This is a genomic window from Methylobacterium sp. 190mf, from assembly GCF_900107945.1.
Taxonomy (GTDB): domain Bacteria; phylum Pseudomonadota; class Alphaproteobacteria; order Rhizobiales; family Beijerinckiaceae; genus Methylobacterium.
Genome location: NZ_FNVI01000016.1, coordinates 73,211 through 88,227 on the forward strand (window position 1 = coordinate 73,211; position 15,017 = coordinate 88,227).

15 protein-coding genes are annotated in these 15,017 nt (G+C 73.4%); 6 read left to right on the top strand and 9 right to left on the bottom strand.

The features are described from left to right. Positions 1–195: 195 nt before the first annotated feature. From C4T42_RS19345 to C4T42_RS19355, 3 genes are all read left to right on the top strand, one after another. Positions 196–1,041 carry a hypothetical protein gene (locus C4T42_RS19345; RefSeq protein ID WP_026605104.1) on the top strand — a complete coding sequence of 282 codons (846 nt, stop codon included), beginning with the start codon at positions 196–198 and terminating at the stop codon, positions 1,039–1,041. 233 nt (positions 1,042–1,274) lie between these two features. Further along, positions 1,275–2,549, top strand: a complete 1,275-nt coding sequence (locus C4T42_RS19350; RefSeq protein WP_042671712.1) for a hypothetical protein — start codon at positions 1,275–1,277, stop codon at positions 2,547–2,549. A 4-nt stretch (positions 2,550–2,553) separates the two neighbouring features. Further along, complete coding sequence (locus C4T42_RS19355) at positions 2,554–3,594, top strand: aldose epimerase family protein (protein WP_020094273.1); 1,041 nt, start codon at positions 2,554–2,556, stop codon at positions 3,592–3,594. A 25-nt stretch (positions 3,595–3,619) separates the two neighbouring features. On the opposite strand, the gene C4T42_RS19360 is transcribed toward C4T42_RS19355, so the two are convergent. From C4T42_RS19360 to C4T42_RS19385, 6 genes are all read right to left on the bottom strand, one after another. Then, on the bottom strand, positions 3,620–3,976 hold the full coding sequence (locus C4T42_RS19360) for a hypothetical protein (protein ID WP_020094272.1): 357 nt from the start codon (positions 3,974–3,976) through the stop codon (positions 3,620–3,622). Positions 3,977–4,000: 24 nt separating this feature from the next. Then, positions 4,001–4,345: a hypothetical protein gene (locus tag C4T42_RS19365; protein WP_020094271.1), complete on the bottom strand. Its 345-nt coding sequence runs from the start codon at positions 4,343–4,345 to the stop codon at positions 4,001–4,003. Positions 4,346–4,361: 16 nt separating this feature from the next. Beyond that, a complete protein-coding gene (locus tag C4T42_RS19370; protein WP_020094270.1) occupies positions 4,362–4,790 on the bottom strand; it encodes a hypothetical protein in 429 nt (142 codons plus the stop codon). Positions 4,791–4,921: 131 nt separating this feature from the next. Next, on the bottom strand, positions 4,922–5,440 hold the full coding sequence (locus C4T42_RS19375; RefSeq protein ID WP_020094269.1) for an Hsp20/alpha crystallin family protein: 519 nt from the start codon (positions 5,438–5,440) through the stop codon (positions 4,922–4,924). A gap of 142 nt (positions 5,441–5,582) precedes the next feature. Then, positions 5,583–6,065, bottom strand: a complete 483-nt coding sequence (locus C4T42_RS19380; protein ID WP_020094268.1) for an Hsp20 family protein — start codon at positions 6,063–6,065, stop codon at positions 5,583–5,585. 482 nt (positions 6,066–6,547) lie between these two features. Continuing rightward, positions 6,548–9,202 carry a DNA translocase FtsK gene (locus tag C4T42_RS19385; protein ID WP_103985647.1) on the bottom strand — a complete coding sequence of 885 codons (2,655 nt, stop codon included), beginning with the start codon at positions 9,200–9,202 and terminating at the stop codon, positions 6,548–6,550. 167 nt (positions 9,203–9,369) lie between these two features. On the opposite strand from C4T42_RS19385, the gene mtnA reads away from it, so the two are divergent. Beyond that, positions 9,370–10,473, top strand: coding sequence for an S-methyl-5-thioribose-1-phosphate isomerase (gene mtnA, locus C4T42_RS19390; RefSeq protein WP_020094266.1), 1,104 nt, complete (start codon positions 9,370–9,372; stop codon positions 10,471–10,473). A 234-nt stretch (positions 10,474–10,707) separates the two neighbouring features. Next, the gene (locus C4T42_RS19395; RefSeq protein WP_042672819.1) at positions 10,708–11,403 is read left to right on the top strand and encodes a class I SAM-dependent methyltransferase; all 696 of its coding nucleotides are present in this window, start codon (positions 10,708–10,710) and stop codon (positions 11,401–11,403) included. A gap of 7 nt (positions 11,404–11,410) precedes the next feature. Here the strand turns inward: C4T42_RS19395 and C4T42_RS19400 are convergent, their stop codons facing one another. The 3 genes from C4T42_RS19400 to pth form a co-directional block, all read right to left on the bottom strand. Next, a complete protein-coding gene (locus tag C4T42_RS19400; protein WP_020094264.1) occupies positions 11,411–12,400 on the bottom strand; it encodes a MaoC family dehydratase in 990 nt (329 codons plus the stop codon). Between the two features lie 150 nt (positions 12,401–12,550). Next, a complete protein-coding gene (gene ychF / locus C4T42_RS19405; RefSeq protein ID WP_020094263.1) occupies positions 12,551–13,648 on the bottom strand; it encodes a redox-regulated ATPase YchF in 1,098 nt (365 codons plus the stop codon). Positions 13,649–13,878: 230 nt separating this feature from the next. Next, positions 13,879–14,487, bottom strand: coding sequence for an aminoacyl-tRNA hydrolase (pth, locus tag C4T42_RS19410; RefSeq protein WP_026605103.1), 609 nt, complete (start codon positions 14,485–14,487; stop codon positions 13,879–13,881). A gap of 295 nt (positions 14,488–14,782) precedes the next feature. Between pth and C4T42_RS19415 the strand changes: the two genes are divergently transcribed. Beyond that, complete coding sequence (locus tag C4T42_RS19415) at positions 14,783–15,013, top strand: hypothetical protein (RefSeq protein WP_020094261.1); 231 nt, start codon at positions 14,783–14,785, stop codon at positions 15,011–15,013. Positions 15,014–15,017: the final 4 nt, after the last annotated feature.

Sequence of the window (15,017 nt, forward strand, 5' to 3'; positions counted from 1 at the left end):
GACCGGCCAAAGGCCAAGTCTGTCCCCGACTTGGTACCCAAACGCACGAACGCAACCCCATCATCCCCGCAATTCCGGGCTGGTCGCCGTCGCGGAGTTCGGCAGGATGTGGGCGCGCCCGAGCCCTTCGTGGAACCCCCGACCCACGCGGGCGCGTTCTCCATGATGCCCGCCCCGGCCGCCAGGAAGGCACCGATGTCCGCCACACGTCCCGTCCGTCCCCAGGCCCTCGCCCTCGGCATGCTCCTGCCGTTCGCCCTCGCGGGCGGTGCCGCCGCCCAGAGCGCCTGGGTCGACCCGCCGCCCCGGGCCGCCGCGCAGGCGCAGGGTTCCGCGCAGGGTCCGGGAAAGGAATCGGCGCAGGAGGCGGCGAAGGAATCGACGAAGGACGCGGCGAAAGCGCCGGTACGCGCCGCCGAGCCGGTCCGGCAGGCCGCCAGACCCGAGCCGGGCGAGGACGCCCTGCCGAAGGCGGCGGCCACGCGGGCGCCGGGACCGAAGCGGGCGGCCGCCCTGGAGCGTCCGCCGGTCCGGGAACACCTGCACCACCCCGCGCGCCATCCGCACCGGCTCGCCGAGACGCCGGCCGCGACCGCCCCGGCGCCGGGCGCGTCGGCGGAGCGCGTGGCCGCCGCCCGGGCGCTGACGACGAGCTACCTCGCCACCGTCTCGGGTCCAAGCGACACCATGGTCGGGGCCGCGACCCAGTACTACGCGACCCGCGTACGCTTCTACGGGCGGCCGATCACCACGGCGGCCCTGGTCGCCGAGAAGCGCAGCTTCGTCCAGCGCTGGCCCGAGCGGCGCTACGAGCCGCGGGCGATGCGCGCCGCCTGCGACACCGAGACCTGCACGATCCGCACGATCGTCGATTTCCGCACCGCCAATCCGGGCCGGGGCGCCGTGTCCAGCGGCGAGGCCGAGCTGGTCCTGGAGGTGGGTTTCGCCGGGACGCGGCCCTACATCCTCGGCGAGACCGGTCGCGTCCTGCGGCGGAGCATCCAGGCCGGGACCCTGGCCGCCTCGCCCGGCAAGGCGTAAGAGCCGCGCGTCGCGGTCCGCCACCCCGCGGCGAGCACGGGCTCGCGCGGGGTGTGCGGCGGCCCCTACAAGAATGCCCGCAAGGGCGGCTAGGAAGGGCGCCAGCGAGGGAGCGTGCGGCGGGGCGCGTTGCGGGATCGGTCCTGCGGGTGGGGCGCCCGCGGGCGCCCTTCGTCGGGAGGCGCGATCGAGCTTCCTTCGCGCCGCGCGTCGGTGATGCCGGGATCGGGTGAATGACGTCTTCAACGGTGGTGGAGCAACAGGAGACGGAGCCGGCCCGGCCGGTTCTCGACAGTCCCGGCCGCCTCGCCCTGCGCGAGACGATCCGGGCCGAGATCGCGCGCGCGCGTCCGCGTCCCGTCGCGGTCCGGACCCTGGAGCTCCTGGCCGAGGCCGCCTGCGCCCCCGACGAGTCCGGGACCGGCCTCCGCGTCCTCGACCGCCACGGGGCCGCGCGGCGGCGGGAGGGCACCTCCGAGCCGATGACCTTGGCGGACCTCGTCGCGGAGCTGCGCGCGCGCCATCCCGCCCTGTTCCTGCCGCCGGAGCCCGAGCCCGAACCGGCCCCGGCGACCGCCGAGGAGGCCCGGGACTCGTCCCTGCTGAGCGGCGCCTACGAGATGAAGGCCGCGACCGCCCGCTTCGTCGGGACCCAGTCCGAGCGGGCGCGCTCCCTGGCGGAGCGCTCCTCCGAGCAGGGCCGCGTGCTGGCGCAGACCGCCGCCGGCCGGTTCGCCAGCCTGCGGACGAACCTGCGCGGACGCTTCGCCCGCCCGCCCGTCGACGCGGAGGCCGGGCCGGCCGCGGGCGCGGATCCGGCGGCGGCCTGGAACAGCGGTCCCGGACGGTTCGGCGAGACGCTGCGCGACGGCCTCGGCCACGTGCGCGACCGCCTCAGCCTCGGCGGGGGCGGGATCGATGAAGGCGGGCGCCGGCAGCGCCGGCTGCTCCTCGGCGCCGTCGCCGGCACCCTGGTGGCGGTGCTCGCCGCGGGGCTCGTGCTGGACCGCTCCGCGCCGGAATCCGGGCGCCCCGCCGCCCCGACCGCTTCCCGCACGGATTCCCGCGCGGAAGCCCCGAGCGGCGCCGCGCCGAACGCGCGGCCCGCAGCCCCCCCGGCCTCGGCCCCCGACACGGTGACGCCGCCCCCCGAGACAGGCGGCGATCCCGAGCCCGACGCGCCGCTGCCGCCGAACGCCGTGACCGGACAGGCCCAGGTGATCGATACCGCGACCCTCAAGGTCGGCGGCAAGGTCGTGCATCTGTTCGGCGTCGAGTGGGTGCGGGGCGGCCAGGCGGAGGAGCTGGCCCGGTACATCGGCAACCGGTCGGTGACCTGCCAGCCCGCCCCCGGCAGCGCGAACATGAACTGCCTCGTGGACGGGCGCGATCTCTCCGAGGTGGTGCTGTTCAACGGCGGCGGCCGCGCCGCCCCGGAGGCGAGCCCCGAACTGGTCGCGGCCGAGGACCACGCCCGGAGCGAGCGGCTCGGGGTCTGGAAGCGCTAGCCGGATGCCGGCCGAACCGTTCGGCACGACGGCGGACGGCCGACCGGTCGGCCGCCACACCCTGAGCCGGGGCAGCCTGCGCGTCGCCGTCATCGAGTACGGCGCGGCCGTCACGGCGATCGAGGTGCCCGACCGCACCGGCCGTCCGGCCAACGTCGTGCTCGGCCTCGACACCCTGGCGGGCTACGAGACCGTGAGCCCGAGCTTCGGCGCGATCGTCGGGCGCTACGCGAACCGCATCGCGGGCGGGCGCTTCAGCCTCGACGGGCACGACTACCGGCTGCCGGTGAACGAGCCCCCCAACACCCTCCACGGCGGCCCGGAGAATTTCGGCCGGCGCCTGTGGCGGGCGGAACTCAGCGACGCGACGCGCCTCGTCCTGAGCCGCCGCTCGCCGGACGGGGAGGAGGGGTTTCCGGGCACTCTCGACGTCCGCGTCACCTACAGCCTGCCCGCGGAGGGCGTGCTGCGCGTGGACTACGCCGCGGTGACCGACCGGCCCACGGTCCTGAACCTCACGAACCACAGCTACTTCAACCTCGCCGGCGAGGGGGCGGGCGGCGTCCTCGGCCACGTCGTGCAGGTCGAGGCGGACGCCTTCGCGCCGACCGACGCGACTCAGATCCCCACCGGCGCGCTGCTGCCGGTCGCCGGGACGCCGTTCGATTTCCGCGCGCCGCGGGCCCTGGAGGCGCGGATCCGCGCCGGGGACACGCAGCTCATCTACGCCAAGGGCTACGACCACACCTTCGCGCTGCGCGGGGCCGCCGGGACGCTGCGGCCGGCCGCCACCTGCGTCGATCCCGGCAGCGGGCGGCGGCTCGACGTCTGGACCACGCAGCCGGCGCTGCAGCTCTACAGCGGCAACACCCTCGACGGGCGCCTGATCGGCCCGTCCGGGCGGATCTACCGGTCGGGCGACGGCGTCTGCTTCGAGACGCAGGGCTTTCCGGACGCGCCGAACCAGCCCGGCTTCCCCTCTGCGGTCCTGCGGCCGGGCGAGACCTTCGCGGCCGCCACGGAGTTCCGGTTCTCGGTCGTGTGATGGTCGTGTGACGGCCGCGGCGCGCTCAGGCCGCCGCGCGATCGAGCGCCCGGGGCGCCGGGATCGCGGCGGCCGGCGCGGCGGGATCGGGACGCCGCGCCTCGCCGAGCGCCAGGAGGGCAGCCTTCACGGCGTCGAGCCGCGACGGCTCGCCCTCGGCCATGCCCTCGGCGGCGGCGACCTCCTTCAGGTACTCGTCCCAGGCCCAGCGCCGCAGGATCTCCCGCTTGCAGCTCGGGAGCAGCCGGGGATGATCGCGCAACGCGGCCGGGGTGTCGAACACCGCGGCCGGGTTGACCAGGGCGCGCTCCATGTCGGGCAGGCGCGCGGCCGCCGGGCCGGGCGAGATGGCGTTTCGGATTCCGATCGTCCCATCTTGCATGGTTGCCTCCCTGGAGGGGCGCGCTCAGCCGCCGAAGAGGCCGAGGCGCGCCGCCGATTGGACGGCGAAGCTCGCCGCGAAGGACAGCAGGGCCGCGTCCCAGGCGGTCAGGTGCCGGGCGTTGGCCGGCGGCCCGGCCCGCGTGATCGCCCGGCCGAGCCACGCGAAGCCCGACAGGCTCAGCAGGGCCGCCAGCACCCAGGGCAGGGCGGGCGCCGGGCAGGGCGCCGCCAGGGCGAGGCACAGGGCCACGGACAGGAACCAGCGGCCGAGCACCGTGCTGTCGGTGGTCCGCGCCGGCCCTCGGCGCCGGCCGCGCCGCGACCGGGGCAGGAGCCCGTGCCCACCCCGCAGGTCGAAGGTTGCCATCGCGCGCCTCCCCGGCTCAGTTCAGCAGGGGCTCCGGTCCGGCCGGACCGCGCTCCCAGCGCCGGAAGAGCGCCGCGGGGACGGGGGGCTCGGGCGGCGGGGCTGCGGGCGGTGCCGAACCCTCGTCGAGCGCCTGGAGCGCCTCCAGGATCGCGCTCAGCGGCACGGGCTCGGCCCGGCAGCCCGGCAGGCAGCGCAGCGTCGGGCAGGACTCGACCGCGCGGGCGTCGGAGGCCCAGGAGGCGAGGATCGCCCGCTTCTCGGCCCGCGACAGGCCGGGATAGCGCAGCACCTCCCGGGGATGCCGGAAGACGTCGCCCGGCGCCACGAAGGCCTCGAACGGCTCGACCGCCTGCGGCCTCAGGCTGGCGGCCGCCACCGGACCGAGGCGCCCGATCTCGGGATGGAACGCGGGATGGACGGGGTTGGTATCGATCGGCTGCATGCGACCCTCCTCATCGTGAGCAAAGGCTGGGGTGGCCGGCACGCCCGATCGGGCCGCGCCGGCCGTCGCGTCATCCGTTCGGGTCCGCGACCGCGCAGGCGGTCACCCCCAGGGTCGGCCCAGGGCCCGGCTCAGTGCTTGGCGGCCGGCGCGCCGGTGCCGTTGATGGCGATGCGCCGGCGGCGCTCCGGCGCCTCGGCCGCGCGCGGCAGCGTCACCGTGAGGACGCCGTTGCGGAACGTCGCCTCGGCCTTGTCCTCCTCCACCGGCACGGGCAGGGCGATCGACCGCTCGAAGCGGCCGTAGCTGCGCTCGGAATAGCCGCGGCCCGTGTCGGTGGTCTCCGCGCGCTTCTCGCCCTTCAGGGTCAGGACGCCGTCCGCGATGAGCAGCTCGACGTCCTTCTCGTCGAGGCCGGGAAGCTCGGCGGAGACGCGGAGCGCGCCGTCCGCCTCCGCCAGCTCGACATGGGGCCAGCCGAAGCCGCGGCCCGCGAGGCTCGGCATCCCGCCGAACCCGCCGAACACGTCGTCGAACAGGCGGTTCATCTCCCGGTGCAGCGTCAGGAAGGGGTTGGCCGGCTCCTGCGACAGGGCGGCCGGCGCCGGGGCGGGGTTGCGGTCCCAGGGAATCAGATCTCTCACGCTCATGGTCCTCGCTCCATCGAATGCGGTGCAGTCGTGGGAACGGGCCCGCGGGTCCGCGGACCCGTGAGGGATGTCATCCGTGTCGACAGGGGTGCCCGGGCGCGCCGCCCGGGGCACCGGATCAGGCCGCCATTCAGGCTGCCATTCAGGCTGCCTTGGCCTCGCGGGCGATCTGCGCCGGGGCGTTGTCCTGGCCGGACGCGGCCGTCGTGCCGCCGATGGCGATGCGGCGGGGCTTCAGCGCCTCCGGCACCTCGCGCTTCAGCGCGACGGTGAGCAGGCCGTTCTCCAGCGACGCGCCCACGACCTTCACGTGCTCGGCCAGATTGAACGTCTGGCGGAACGTGCGGGCCGCGATGCCGCGGTAGAGATAGTGCTTCTCACCCTCCTGGGCGGCCTTCTGACCCGAGACGAGGAGCGTGGTGTCCTGCTGGGTCAGCTCGATCTCGTCCGGCGTGAAGCCCGCGACCGCCATGGTGATGCGGTACTGGTCCTCGGCCACCTTCTCGATGTTGTAGGGCGGCCAGGCGGCCGACGGCTCGACGCGGTCGGCTTGGTTGATCAGTTCGAACAGGCGGTCGAACCCGATGGACGACCGGAACAGGGGCGAAACGTCGTACGTCCTCATAACCACATCCTCCGACGAGCAACGTGACTACAAGCAGCACCGGACACCGTGCCCGGCGCCCTCAGAGCGAGCCCGTTTCCAGGCCTCGCACGCGCGTAACGTGCGGGCGAAGGGCCGGTTCCGCGTCGCGCGAAATTTTTCGGGTTGGGCGGGGGCTGGCCGAATACGGTGATCCGATCCGCGCGGCCTCTCCCGCTGAGCTGCCGGCTGCACGCGCTCGCGGTCTCTCTGTCCCTGAGATCGAGAGCGCGGGTCCCCTCTCCCGTGCGGGAGAGGGTGGGGGTGAGGGACGCGAAGCTTCAGAAGACGGCGCGCCCCGTCCGCGCGTCAAACGCGTGCCCTGTCCGGAGACTTCCCATGCCTCCCCCCAACACTCTCCCGCTCGGGAGAGGGGGCGCGTCGTGCTCCGTCGCAGGGCGCACCGCGAACACGCGTCGGCCGCACGGGGGAGGGGGTGCCGCGAGCGCGGCAGGCCCGCGCTCTCAGCCGACCGCCTCCTCGACCAGGATCTCGCGCTTGCCGGCGTGGTTGGCCGGGCCGACGATGCCCTCGATCTCCATCCGCTCCATGAGCGAGGCGGCGCGGTTGTAGCCGATCTGCAGGCGGCGCTGGATGTAGCTCGTCGACGCCTTCTGGTCGCGCAGCACGACCTGCACGGCCTGGTCGTAGAGGTCGCCGCCGGCCTCGCCGAAGGAGCCCTGATCGAACACCGCGCCGTCGAGTTCGAGCTCCGCGGCGCCGGCCTTGCCCTTGCCGCCGCCCTTCTCGGGCGTCCCCTCCTCGTCGTCGGCGGTGACGGCGTCGAGGTAGCTGGGGCGGCCCTGGCGCTTGAGGTGGGCGACCACGCTCTCGACCTCGCTGTCCGAGCAGAACGGCCCGTGCACCCGCGTCGTGCGCCCGCCCCCGGCCATGAACAGCATGTCGCCCTGGCCCAGAAGCTGCTCGGCGCCCATCTCGCCCAGGATCGTGCGGCTGTCGATCTTGCTCGTCACCTGGAAGCTGATCCGGGTCGGGAAGTTCGCCTTGATCGTCCCGGTGATCACGTCCACCGACGGGCGCTGCGTCGCCATGATCAGGTGGATGCCCGCCGCGCGCGCCATCTGCGCCAGGCGCTGGATCGCCCCCTCGATGTCCTTGCCGGCCACCATCATCAGGTCGGCCATCTCGTCGACCACGATCACGATGTACGGCAGCGGCGCCAGATCCATCGCCTCGTCCTCGTACACCGCCTCGCCGGTGTGGCGGTCGAAGCCGGTCTGCACGGTCCGGGTCAGCACCTCGCCGCGCGCCGCCGCCTCGGCGACCCGGGCGTTGTAGCCGTCGATGTTCCGGACGGCGATCTTGGCCATCTTCTTGTAGCGCTCCTCCATCTCGCGCACGGCCCACTTGAGGGCGATGACCGCCTTCTTGGGGTCGGTGACGACCGGGGAGAGCAGGTGCGGGATGCCGTCGTAGACCGACAGCTCCAGCATCTTCGGGTCGACCATGATCAGGCGGCACTCCTCGGGCTTCAGCCGGTAGAGCAGCGACAGGATCATGGTGTTGATCGCCACCGACTTGCCCGAGCCGGTGGTGCCGGCGACCAAAAGGTGCGGCATGCGCGCGAGGTCGGCGATGATCGGCTCGCCGCCGATGTTCTTGCCCAAGCACAGCGCCAGCTTGTGCTTGCTCTCGGCGAAGTCGGCCGACGAGAGCAGCTCGCGCAGGAACACGGTCTCGCGGGTCTCGTTCGGCAACTCGATGCCGATAACGTTCCGGCCGGGCACGACCGCGACGCGGGCCGAGACCGCCGACATCGACCGGGCGATGTCGTCCGACAGCCCGATCACGCGGCTGGACTTGGTGCCGGGGGCGGGCTCGAGCTCGTAGAGGGTGACGACCGGGCCCGGCCGCACCGCCAGGATGTCGCCGCGCACGCCGAAATCGCCGAGGGTCGCCTCCAGCAGCGTGGCGTTCTGCTCCAGGGCATCGGCCGAGATCAGGCTCGCCTGGGACGGGCCGCGGGGGGCCGCCAGCAGGTCGAGGGCGGGCAGGGCGTAATCCTCGGGACGGACGGGCGGCGCGGGCGCGCGCCGTGCCGGCACGGGCGCTGCGGGCGGCGGCGCCACCCGGGACGCGTTCGGCTCGGCCCGCGGCGGGACCGGGCGCTGCGGCGCCTCGAACGCCTCCGGATCGTCCTCCGCGTCGTCCCGCGGCGGCGCGGCGCGGCGGGCCGGTGCCGCGGGGGAGTCCTCGGACGCGTCGAAGACGGGCTCGCGCCGGCTCGCGCCGGCCTGCCGGCCTTCGGGCAGGTGCTCGGCCCAGGGAAGGTCGGCGTCCGTGAAGGCGCGGCGGGCTGCGAGGGCGGGCGACGCGCCGTCGATCGGCTCGGCCCGGCCGGCGCGCCACGCGGCGATCCGGTCGGCCGCGGCGCCGCGCAGGCCCATCAGCCCCTGCGCCAGGGCGCCGACACCCACGAGGCCGAGGCTCGGCTCGTCGGAATCCTCGCGCTCGTCGCGGCCCGAATCCCGGCCCCGCGCCGGCGCGCGCCGGACGGGGTAGGGATCGTCGTGCAGGCTGTCCTCCTCGACGGCGCCGAACCGGCAGGCGCCGGTCAGGCTGAGGATCGCCACGGCGGCGTAGCCGAAGCCGACGAGGTGGGCCGCCGCCGACGAGACCGCGCCGACGATCACCCGCGCCATCGACAGCAGGCCGTCGCCGGCCACGCCGCCGAGGCCGGTGGGCAGGGGCCAGCGGGTCGTCGGCGGGAGCGCGCTCGCCACCGCGCTCGCGGCGCAGAAGCCGATGATCCAGAGGGCGATGCGCAGCCCGCCCTCGGGCAGGTTGCGCTCCCGCATCAGCCGGATGCCCCAGAGCACCGGCGGCAGCACGAAGGCCAGGGAACCCAGGCCCAGGATCTGCATGGCGAGGTCGGCCACGACGGCGCCCGGCTGGCCGAGGACGTTGTGGGCGGCGTGGTCGGTGGCGTGGTTGAGGCTCGGGTCGTCGATCGACCACGTGGCCAGGGCCACGGTCAGCGCGACCGCGCCGGTGAACAGCACGAAGCCGCCGAGCTCCGTCAGGCGCTTGCCCAGGAAGGGGCGAACGCTGTCGACGAAAGTCTCGTAGGGCGATGCGGGACGGCGAAGCGAGCGCATGCGGGACCGGACGCAGGACGGGGACTTACCCCCGAGGCTAGGCACGACCCCCTTAACGACCTGCTAAGGTTGAGGAAGGCTCACCGGCGCCCGGCCGCGCATCCCCAGGCTGTCGCCGTCCGCGCCCACGGGTGCAAAATCCGCCCCGCTGTGGCACAGGAGCGGCCATGAACATCGACGGCCAGCCCTACCGCACGATCTTCCCGGACCCGGACGGCCTCAGCGTCCAGGTGATCGACCAGACCCGCCTGCCCTTCGCGTTCGAGCTGAAGCGCCTCGCCACGCTGGAGGACGCCGCGGTGGCGATCCGCACGATGATCGTGCGGGGCGCGCCGCTGATCGGCGTCACGGCCGCCTACGGGCTGGCGCTCGCCATGCGCGCCGACGCGTCCCACGACGGGATCGACCGGGCGGTGGCGACCCTCTCGGCGACGCGGCCGACAGCGATCAACCTGCGCTGGGCACTGGACCGGGTCTCCACCAACCTGCGCCAGGTCGCGCCGGACGAGCGCTTCGCCCGCGCCTTCGCGGAGGCCGGCCGCATCGCCGAGGAGGACGTGGCGAGCTGCCGCTCGATCGGCGCCCACGGCGGCCAGATCATCGCCGACCTCCACGCGGCAAGGGGCGGCGACCGGCCGGTCACGGTCCTGACCCACTGCAATGCCGGCTGGCTGGCGACGGTGGACTGGGGCACGGCGCTCGCGCCGATCTACGCCGCCCACGAGCGGGGCGTGCCGGTCCACGTCCTGGTCGACGAGACCCGGCCGCGCAGCCAGGGTGCCGCGCTCACGGCCTTCGAGCTGAACGGCCACGGCGTGCCGCACACGGTCATCGCCGACAATGCCGGGGGCCACCTCATGCAGCACGGCGGCGTCGATCTCTGCATCGTCGGCTCGGACCGGACCACGGCGAGCGGCGACGTCTGCAACAAGATCGGCACCTACCTGAAGGCGCTGGCGGCCCACGACAACGGCGTGCCGTTCTACGCCGCCCTGCCGTTCTCGACCATCGACTGGACCCTCGACGACGGGGTGAAGGAGATCCCGATCGAGGAGCGCGACGGGCGCGAGGTCACCCACATGACCGGCCGGCTGCCCGACGGCGGCTTCGCCACGATCGAGGTCGTCTCCCCCGGCAGCCCGGTGGCCAACCCCGCCTTCGACGTGACTCCGTCGCGCCTCGTGACCGGGATCATCACCGAGCGCGGCATCTGCGCGGCGAGCCGCGAGGGCCTGTACGAGCTCTACCCGGAGCGCCGCCGGGCGGCGTGAGGGCGGATTCTCCCGCAGCCGCGGCCGCCCGGCGCAGTATCCGGGTCTTCCCGAACGCGGTGTGACCGAAAAGGCAGCCTCGGGGGCAATTCGCGCCCCGTATCCGCGCGGCCGCTTTCGCGGCTCGACGGTGTTCGGCAGAACGGATGCCGGAGCGCCGTGGGGAAGAACAAATCTCGACGGCGGATGGACTGATCATCCCAGTCCGATCTCGACACCTTCGAGGTGGCCGCGATGGCGAAATTTCATTTCGTCGAGGATTACGAGGCGTACGTCCGCCAACTGATGCGCGACTTGCCCCTGGATGAGGCGATGAGCGTGGCGGTGGGCGGCGACTACGACCGCATCGGCGCGATCGAGTGCGAGATCCTCCAGCATTTCGGGCTCCGGGACGGCCAGTCGGTGGTCGATTTCGGGTGCGGCTCCGGGCGCCTGGCGGTGCATCTCGCCCGCACCGCGAGCGTCGCGTATCTGGGCCTCGACGTCGTTCAGGACCTGCTGGACTACGCGAAGCGCCGCTGTCCCAGGGACTACCGCTTCGCCCGGAACACGGCGCTGTCGCTGCCGGTCGCCGACGGCAGCGTCGACCTCGTCTCGGCCTTCAGCGTGTTCACGCATCTCCTGCACACGGAGTGCTACATCTACCTGGAGGAGATGCACCGCGCCCTCAGGCCCGGGGGCCGCGTCGTGGCCTCGTTCCTCGAGTTCGGCATGGCCTCGCACTGGGGTGTCTTCACCAAGACGGTCGGCGAGCAGCGCACCAGCACGGTGCCGCACCTCAACACGTTCATCGAGCGCAGCGTCTGGCAGACCTGGGCCGACCATATCGGCTTCGACAGCGTGACGTTCCTCGACGGCACGGCGGCGCCGTGGCCGTCGGGCGTGTATCTGGGTCAGTCCCTCGCGGTGCTCGGCAAGGCGCCGGCCTGAGGCCCGCTCACGGCTCCCACTGGTGGAAGACCGCGCTGTCGAAGGCGAAGACCGCCTCGCCGCGCTGGTTCACCCCGGTGTTGCGCGCGAAGGCCAAGCCCCAGCCCGGCCGCGACGCCGAGGCGCGCTTGTCGGTGAGCTTGGCGCTGAACCGGACCGTGTCGCCCGCGTAGACCGGCTTCAGCCAGCGCAGGTTCTTGAACCCGGGGGAGGGGCCCGCCTCCGGGACCGGCCCCCGGGCGGCCGTGTAGGCGGCGTCCCGGGCGCGGGTCGTCAGCATCCGGTTCATGTAGGCGGCCGCCGTGTGCCAGCCGGAGGCGCAGAGGCCGCCGAAATGGCTGCGCTTGGCCGCGTCGTGGTCGAGGTGGAAGGCCTGCGGGTCGTAGGCCCGCGCGAAGGCCACGATCGCCTCGGCGCTGAACGGGTAGGCGCCTAGCTCCCGCACGGCCCCGATCTCGGCGTCCCGCAGGAACGGCAGGATCTCGGCATCCTCCGGCTCGGTGACCGGCCCCGGCACGCCGATCTCCACGGGCCGCGGGGGCAGGGGATCGGTGCCGCGGCGGGCCAGCATGAAGGTGAAGCGCTGGGTCAGGACCGTCTCGCCGCGCTGGTTGGCGAGGGCGACCTCGGCGGTCAGGAAGCCGAGGCCCGGCTTCGAGGCCGAGTCGCGCAGGCCCGCGACCCGGAAGGTCAGCGTCAGCGCGTCCCCCGGCAGGACCGGCGCGAGCCACCGCAGCTCGTCGATGCCGGGCGCGCCCAGCGACGAGCCGCCCCGGAACGGCCCCTGCTGGAGCAGGCGCATGCCCAGGGCCGCCGTGTGCCAGCCCGAGCCGATCAGCCGGCCCGCGAAGGTCGTCTCCGCCGCCGCCTCGTCGAGGTGAAAGGGCTGAAAGTCGAAATCCTTCGCGAAGCCCACGATGTCGTCGCGGGTCACCGTCAGCGGCTCCCCGACGATCACGTCGCCGACGGAGAAGTCTTCCAGGGCGGGATCGGGCATGGCGGGCTCGTCACGTTGATCAGTGGGGCAGGCGATTGGGATCGCCGTCTTTGCGAGCGGAGCGAAGCGATCCAGGCGGCGCCGCGCTCACCGGGGTCGCGCTGCCCTGGGTCGCGTCGCTGCGCGCGCGATGACGGGGTGAGGCCGACCTCAGTTGGCGAAGCGGAAGTGCAGCACGTCGCCGTCCTGCACCACGTAATCCTTGCCCTCCAGCCGGAGCTTGCCGGCGTCCCGGGCCCCGGCCTCGCCGTTGAGCGCCGTGTAGTCCTTGAACGCGATGGTCTCGGCCCGGATGAAGCCCTTCTCGAAATCCGAGTGGATCACCCCGGCCGCGCCCGGCGCTCGGGTGCCCTTGGTGATCGTCCAGGCGCGGGCCTCCTTGGGGCCGACCGTGAAGTAGGTGACGAGGCCGAGCAGGTCGTAGCCGGCGCGGATCACCCGGTTCAGGCCCGGCTCGGCGAGGCCCACCGCCTCCAGGAACTCGGCCTGGTCGGCCTCCGGCATCACGGCGATCTCGCTCTCGATCTTGGCCGAGACCACCACCGCCACGGCGCCCTCCGCCTTGGCGCGGGCGAAGACCGCGTCCGAGTAGGCGTTGCCCTTGTCGGCGTCGCCCTCGTCGACGTTGCAGACGTAGAGGACGGGCTTGGCCGTCATCAGGCCGAGCGACTGGAACAGCTTCTCCTCGTCGGGCTTGCGCTCCACGAGGCGGGCGGGCTTGCCGTCGCGCAGCAGCGGCAGGGCGCGGTTGACGAGGTCGAGGGTCTCCTTGGCCTCCTTGTCGGCGCCCTTGGCCTTCTTCTCCAGCGCCTGGGCGCGGCGCTCCAGGCTGTCGAGGTCGGCGAGCATCAACTCGGTCTCGATGGTCTCGATGTCGGCGGCCGGATCGACCTTGCCCTCCACGTGGGTGACGTCGCCGTCCGTGAAGCAGCGGACCACGTGGGCGATGGCGTCGACCTCGCGGATATTGGCCAGGAACTGGTTGCCCAGGCCCTCGCCCTTGGAGGCGCCGCGCACGAGGCCGGCGATGTCCACGAAGGTCAGCCGCGTCGGGATGATCTCCTTCGAGGAGGCGATCCGGGCGAGGTCATTCAGCCGCGGATCCGGCACCGCCACCTCGCCGACATTCGGCTCGATGGTGCAGAACGGGTAGTTCGCCGCCTGGGCGGCCGCCGTCTGCGTCAGCGCGTTGAAGAGGGTCGACTTGCCGACGTTCGGCAGGCCGACGATGCCGCATTTGAAGCCCATGGGTCAGTTCCGTCGCAGCGCGTCGTCGGGCGACGCGCGGAATGGGTTGATGAGAATCGGGCCCGCGAACACGACGCCGCGCGCCCCGTCCTCGGTCGAGCGCGCGCGACACCGACGCGCCGGGCCGCGGCGGCCGGGAGGCAATCGAACCGCCGACAGCCGGGCGCGACGCGCACCGCCTTCATCGGACCCTCTCGCCCGCCCCGATATCCCGTCCCCGTGTGGGCGTGTCAATTTCTGGCGCCCAGCGTCTTCACGTCGTCCCAGCCGCGGCCGGCCATGGCGAGGTGGACCTTGTTCTGGAAGCTCGCGTCCTCGCCGGCGGCGAGCAGGGCGGCGTGGTCGGCCACCGCCCGGCAGAGATCCTCGACCCAGGGCAGCTCGGCCTTGCCGAAATCGTTGAGCACGTAGGCATGGACCAGCGCCTTGTCGCCGGGATGGCCGATGCCGAGCCGCACCCGGCGGTAATCGTTGCCGCACTGCGCGGTGATCGAGCGCAGGCCGTTATGGCCGGCATTGCCGCCGCCGAGCTTCACCCGGAGCTTGGCGGGCGCGAGGTCGAGCTCGTCGTGCAGCACGATCACGTCGCTGAGCGGGATCTTGTAGAAGCGCTGCGCCTCCGAGACCGCGCGGCCGGACTCGTTCATGAAGGTCGAGGGCTTCAGCAGGATCGCCCGCTCGGTGCCCAGCACCACCTCGGCGGCCTCGCCCTGGAACCGGTGGCGGAACGGGCTCGCCCGGTGCTGTCGGGCGATCGCGTCGACGGCGAGGAAGCCGATATTGTGGCGGTTGCCCGCGTAGCGCGCGCCCGGGTTTCCGAGGCCGACGATCAGCCGCATGGTCTGCATCCCTCTCAGGCCGCGGTCTGTGCCACGCTTCGGCGCGGGACGCATCCCCGGCCGTGCCTGGACCCGTCGCGCGCCTTCCGGCCCGCGCCGCGTCTCCCCGTGCGCCAGCGCACGGCGGCGGTCGAACCCGGGGCAGAGTATCTCCGTTGAGAGGTCACATTCGGCCAAGCAAAGCCGGAGCGATCAAGACCGCCGCCCAGCGCATCGCGACGACGATCTTCCTCACTCGACACGGTTGACCGGATGACTTCCCGCTGAAGTCATACGAAGACACTCGGAGATCATCATGACCGTTCGCATGCTCGCTGCCGCCGCCCTGGTCGCCGCGGTCGCCACGCCCGCCCTCGCGCAGGGCCTGGACTCGAAGCACTCGCCCTACCCGGCCTCGGCCTATTCGGGCTGGGTCGGCAACGCCCCCGTCCTGTACCGGGACGCCGCCGGCCCGGCCCGGCCGGCCGCCTACCGCTACAGCGGCCCGCATGCCGGCGGCCCGGCCAACGCCCTGCCGCGGTTCTGACGGG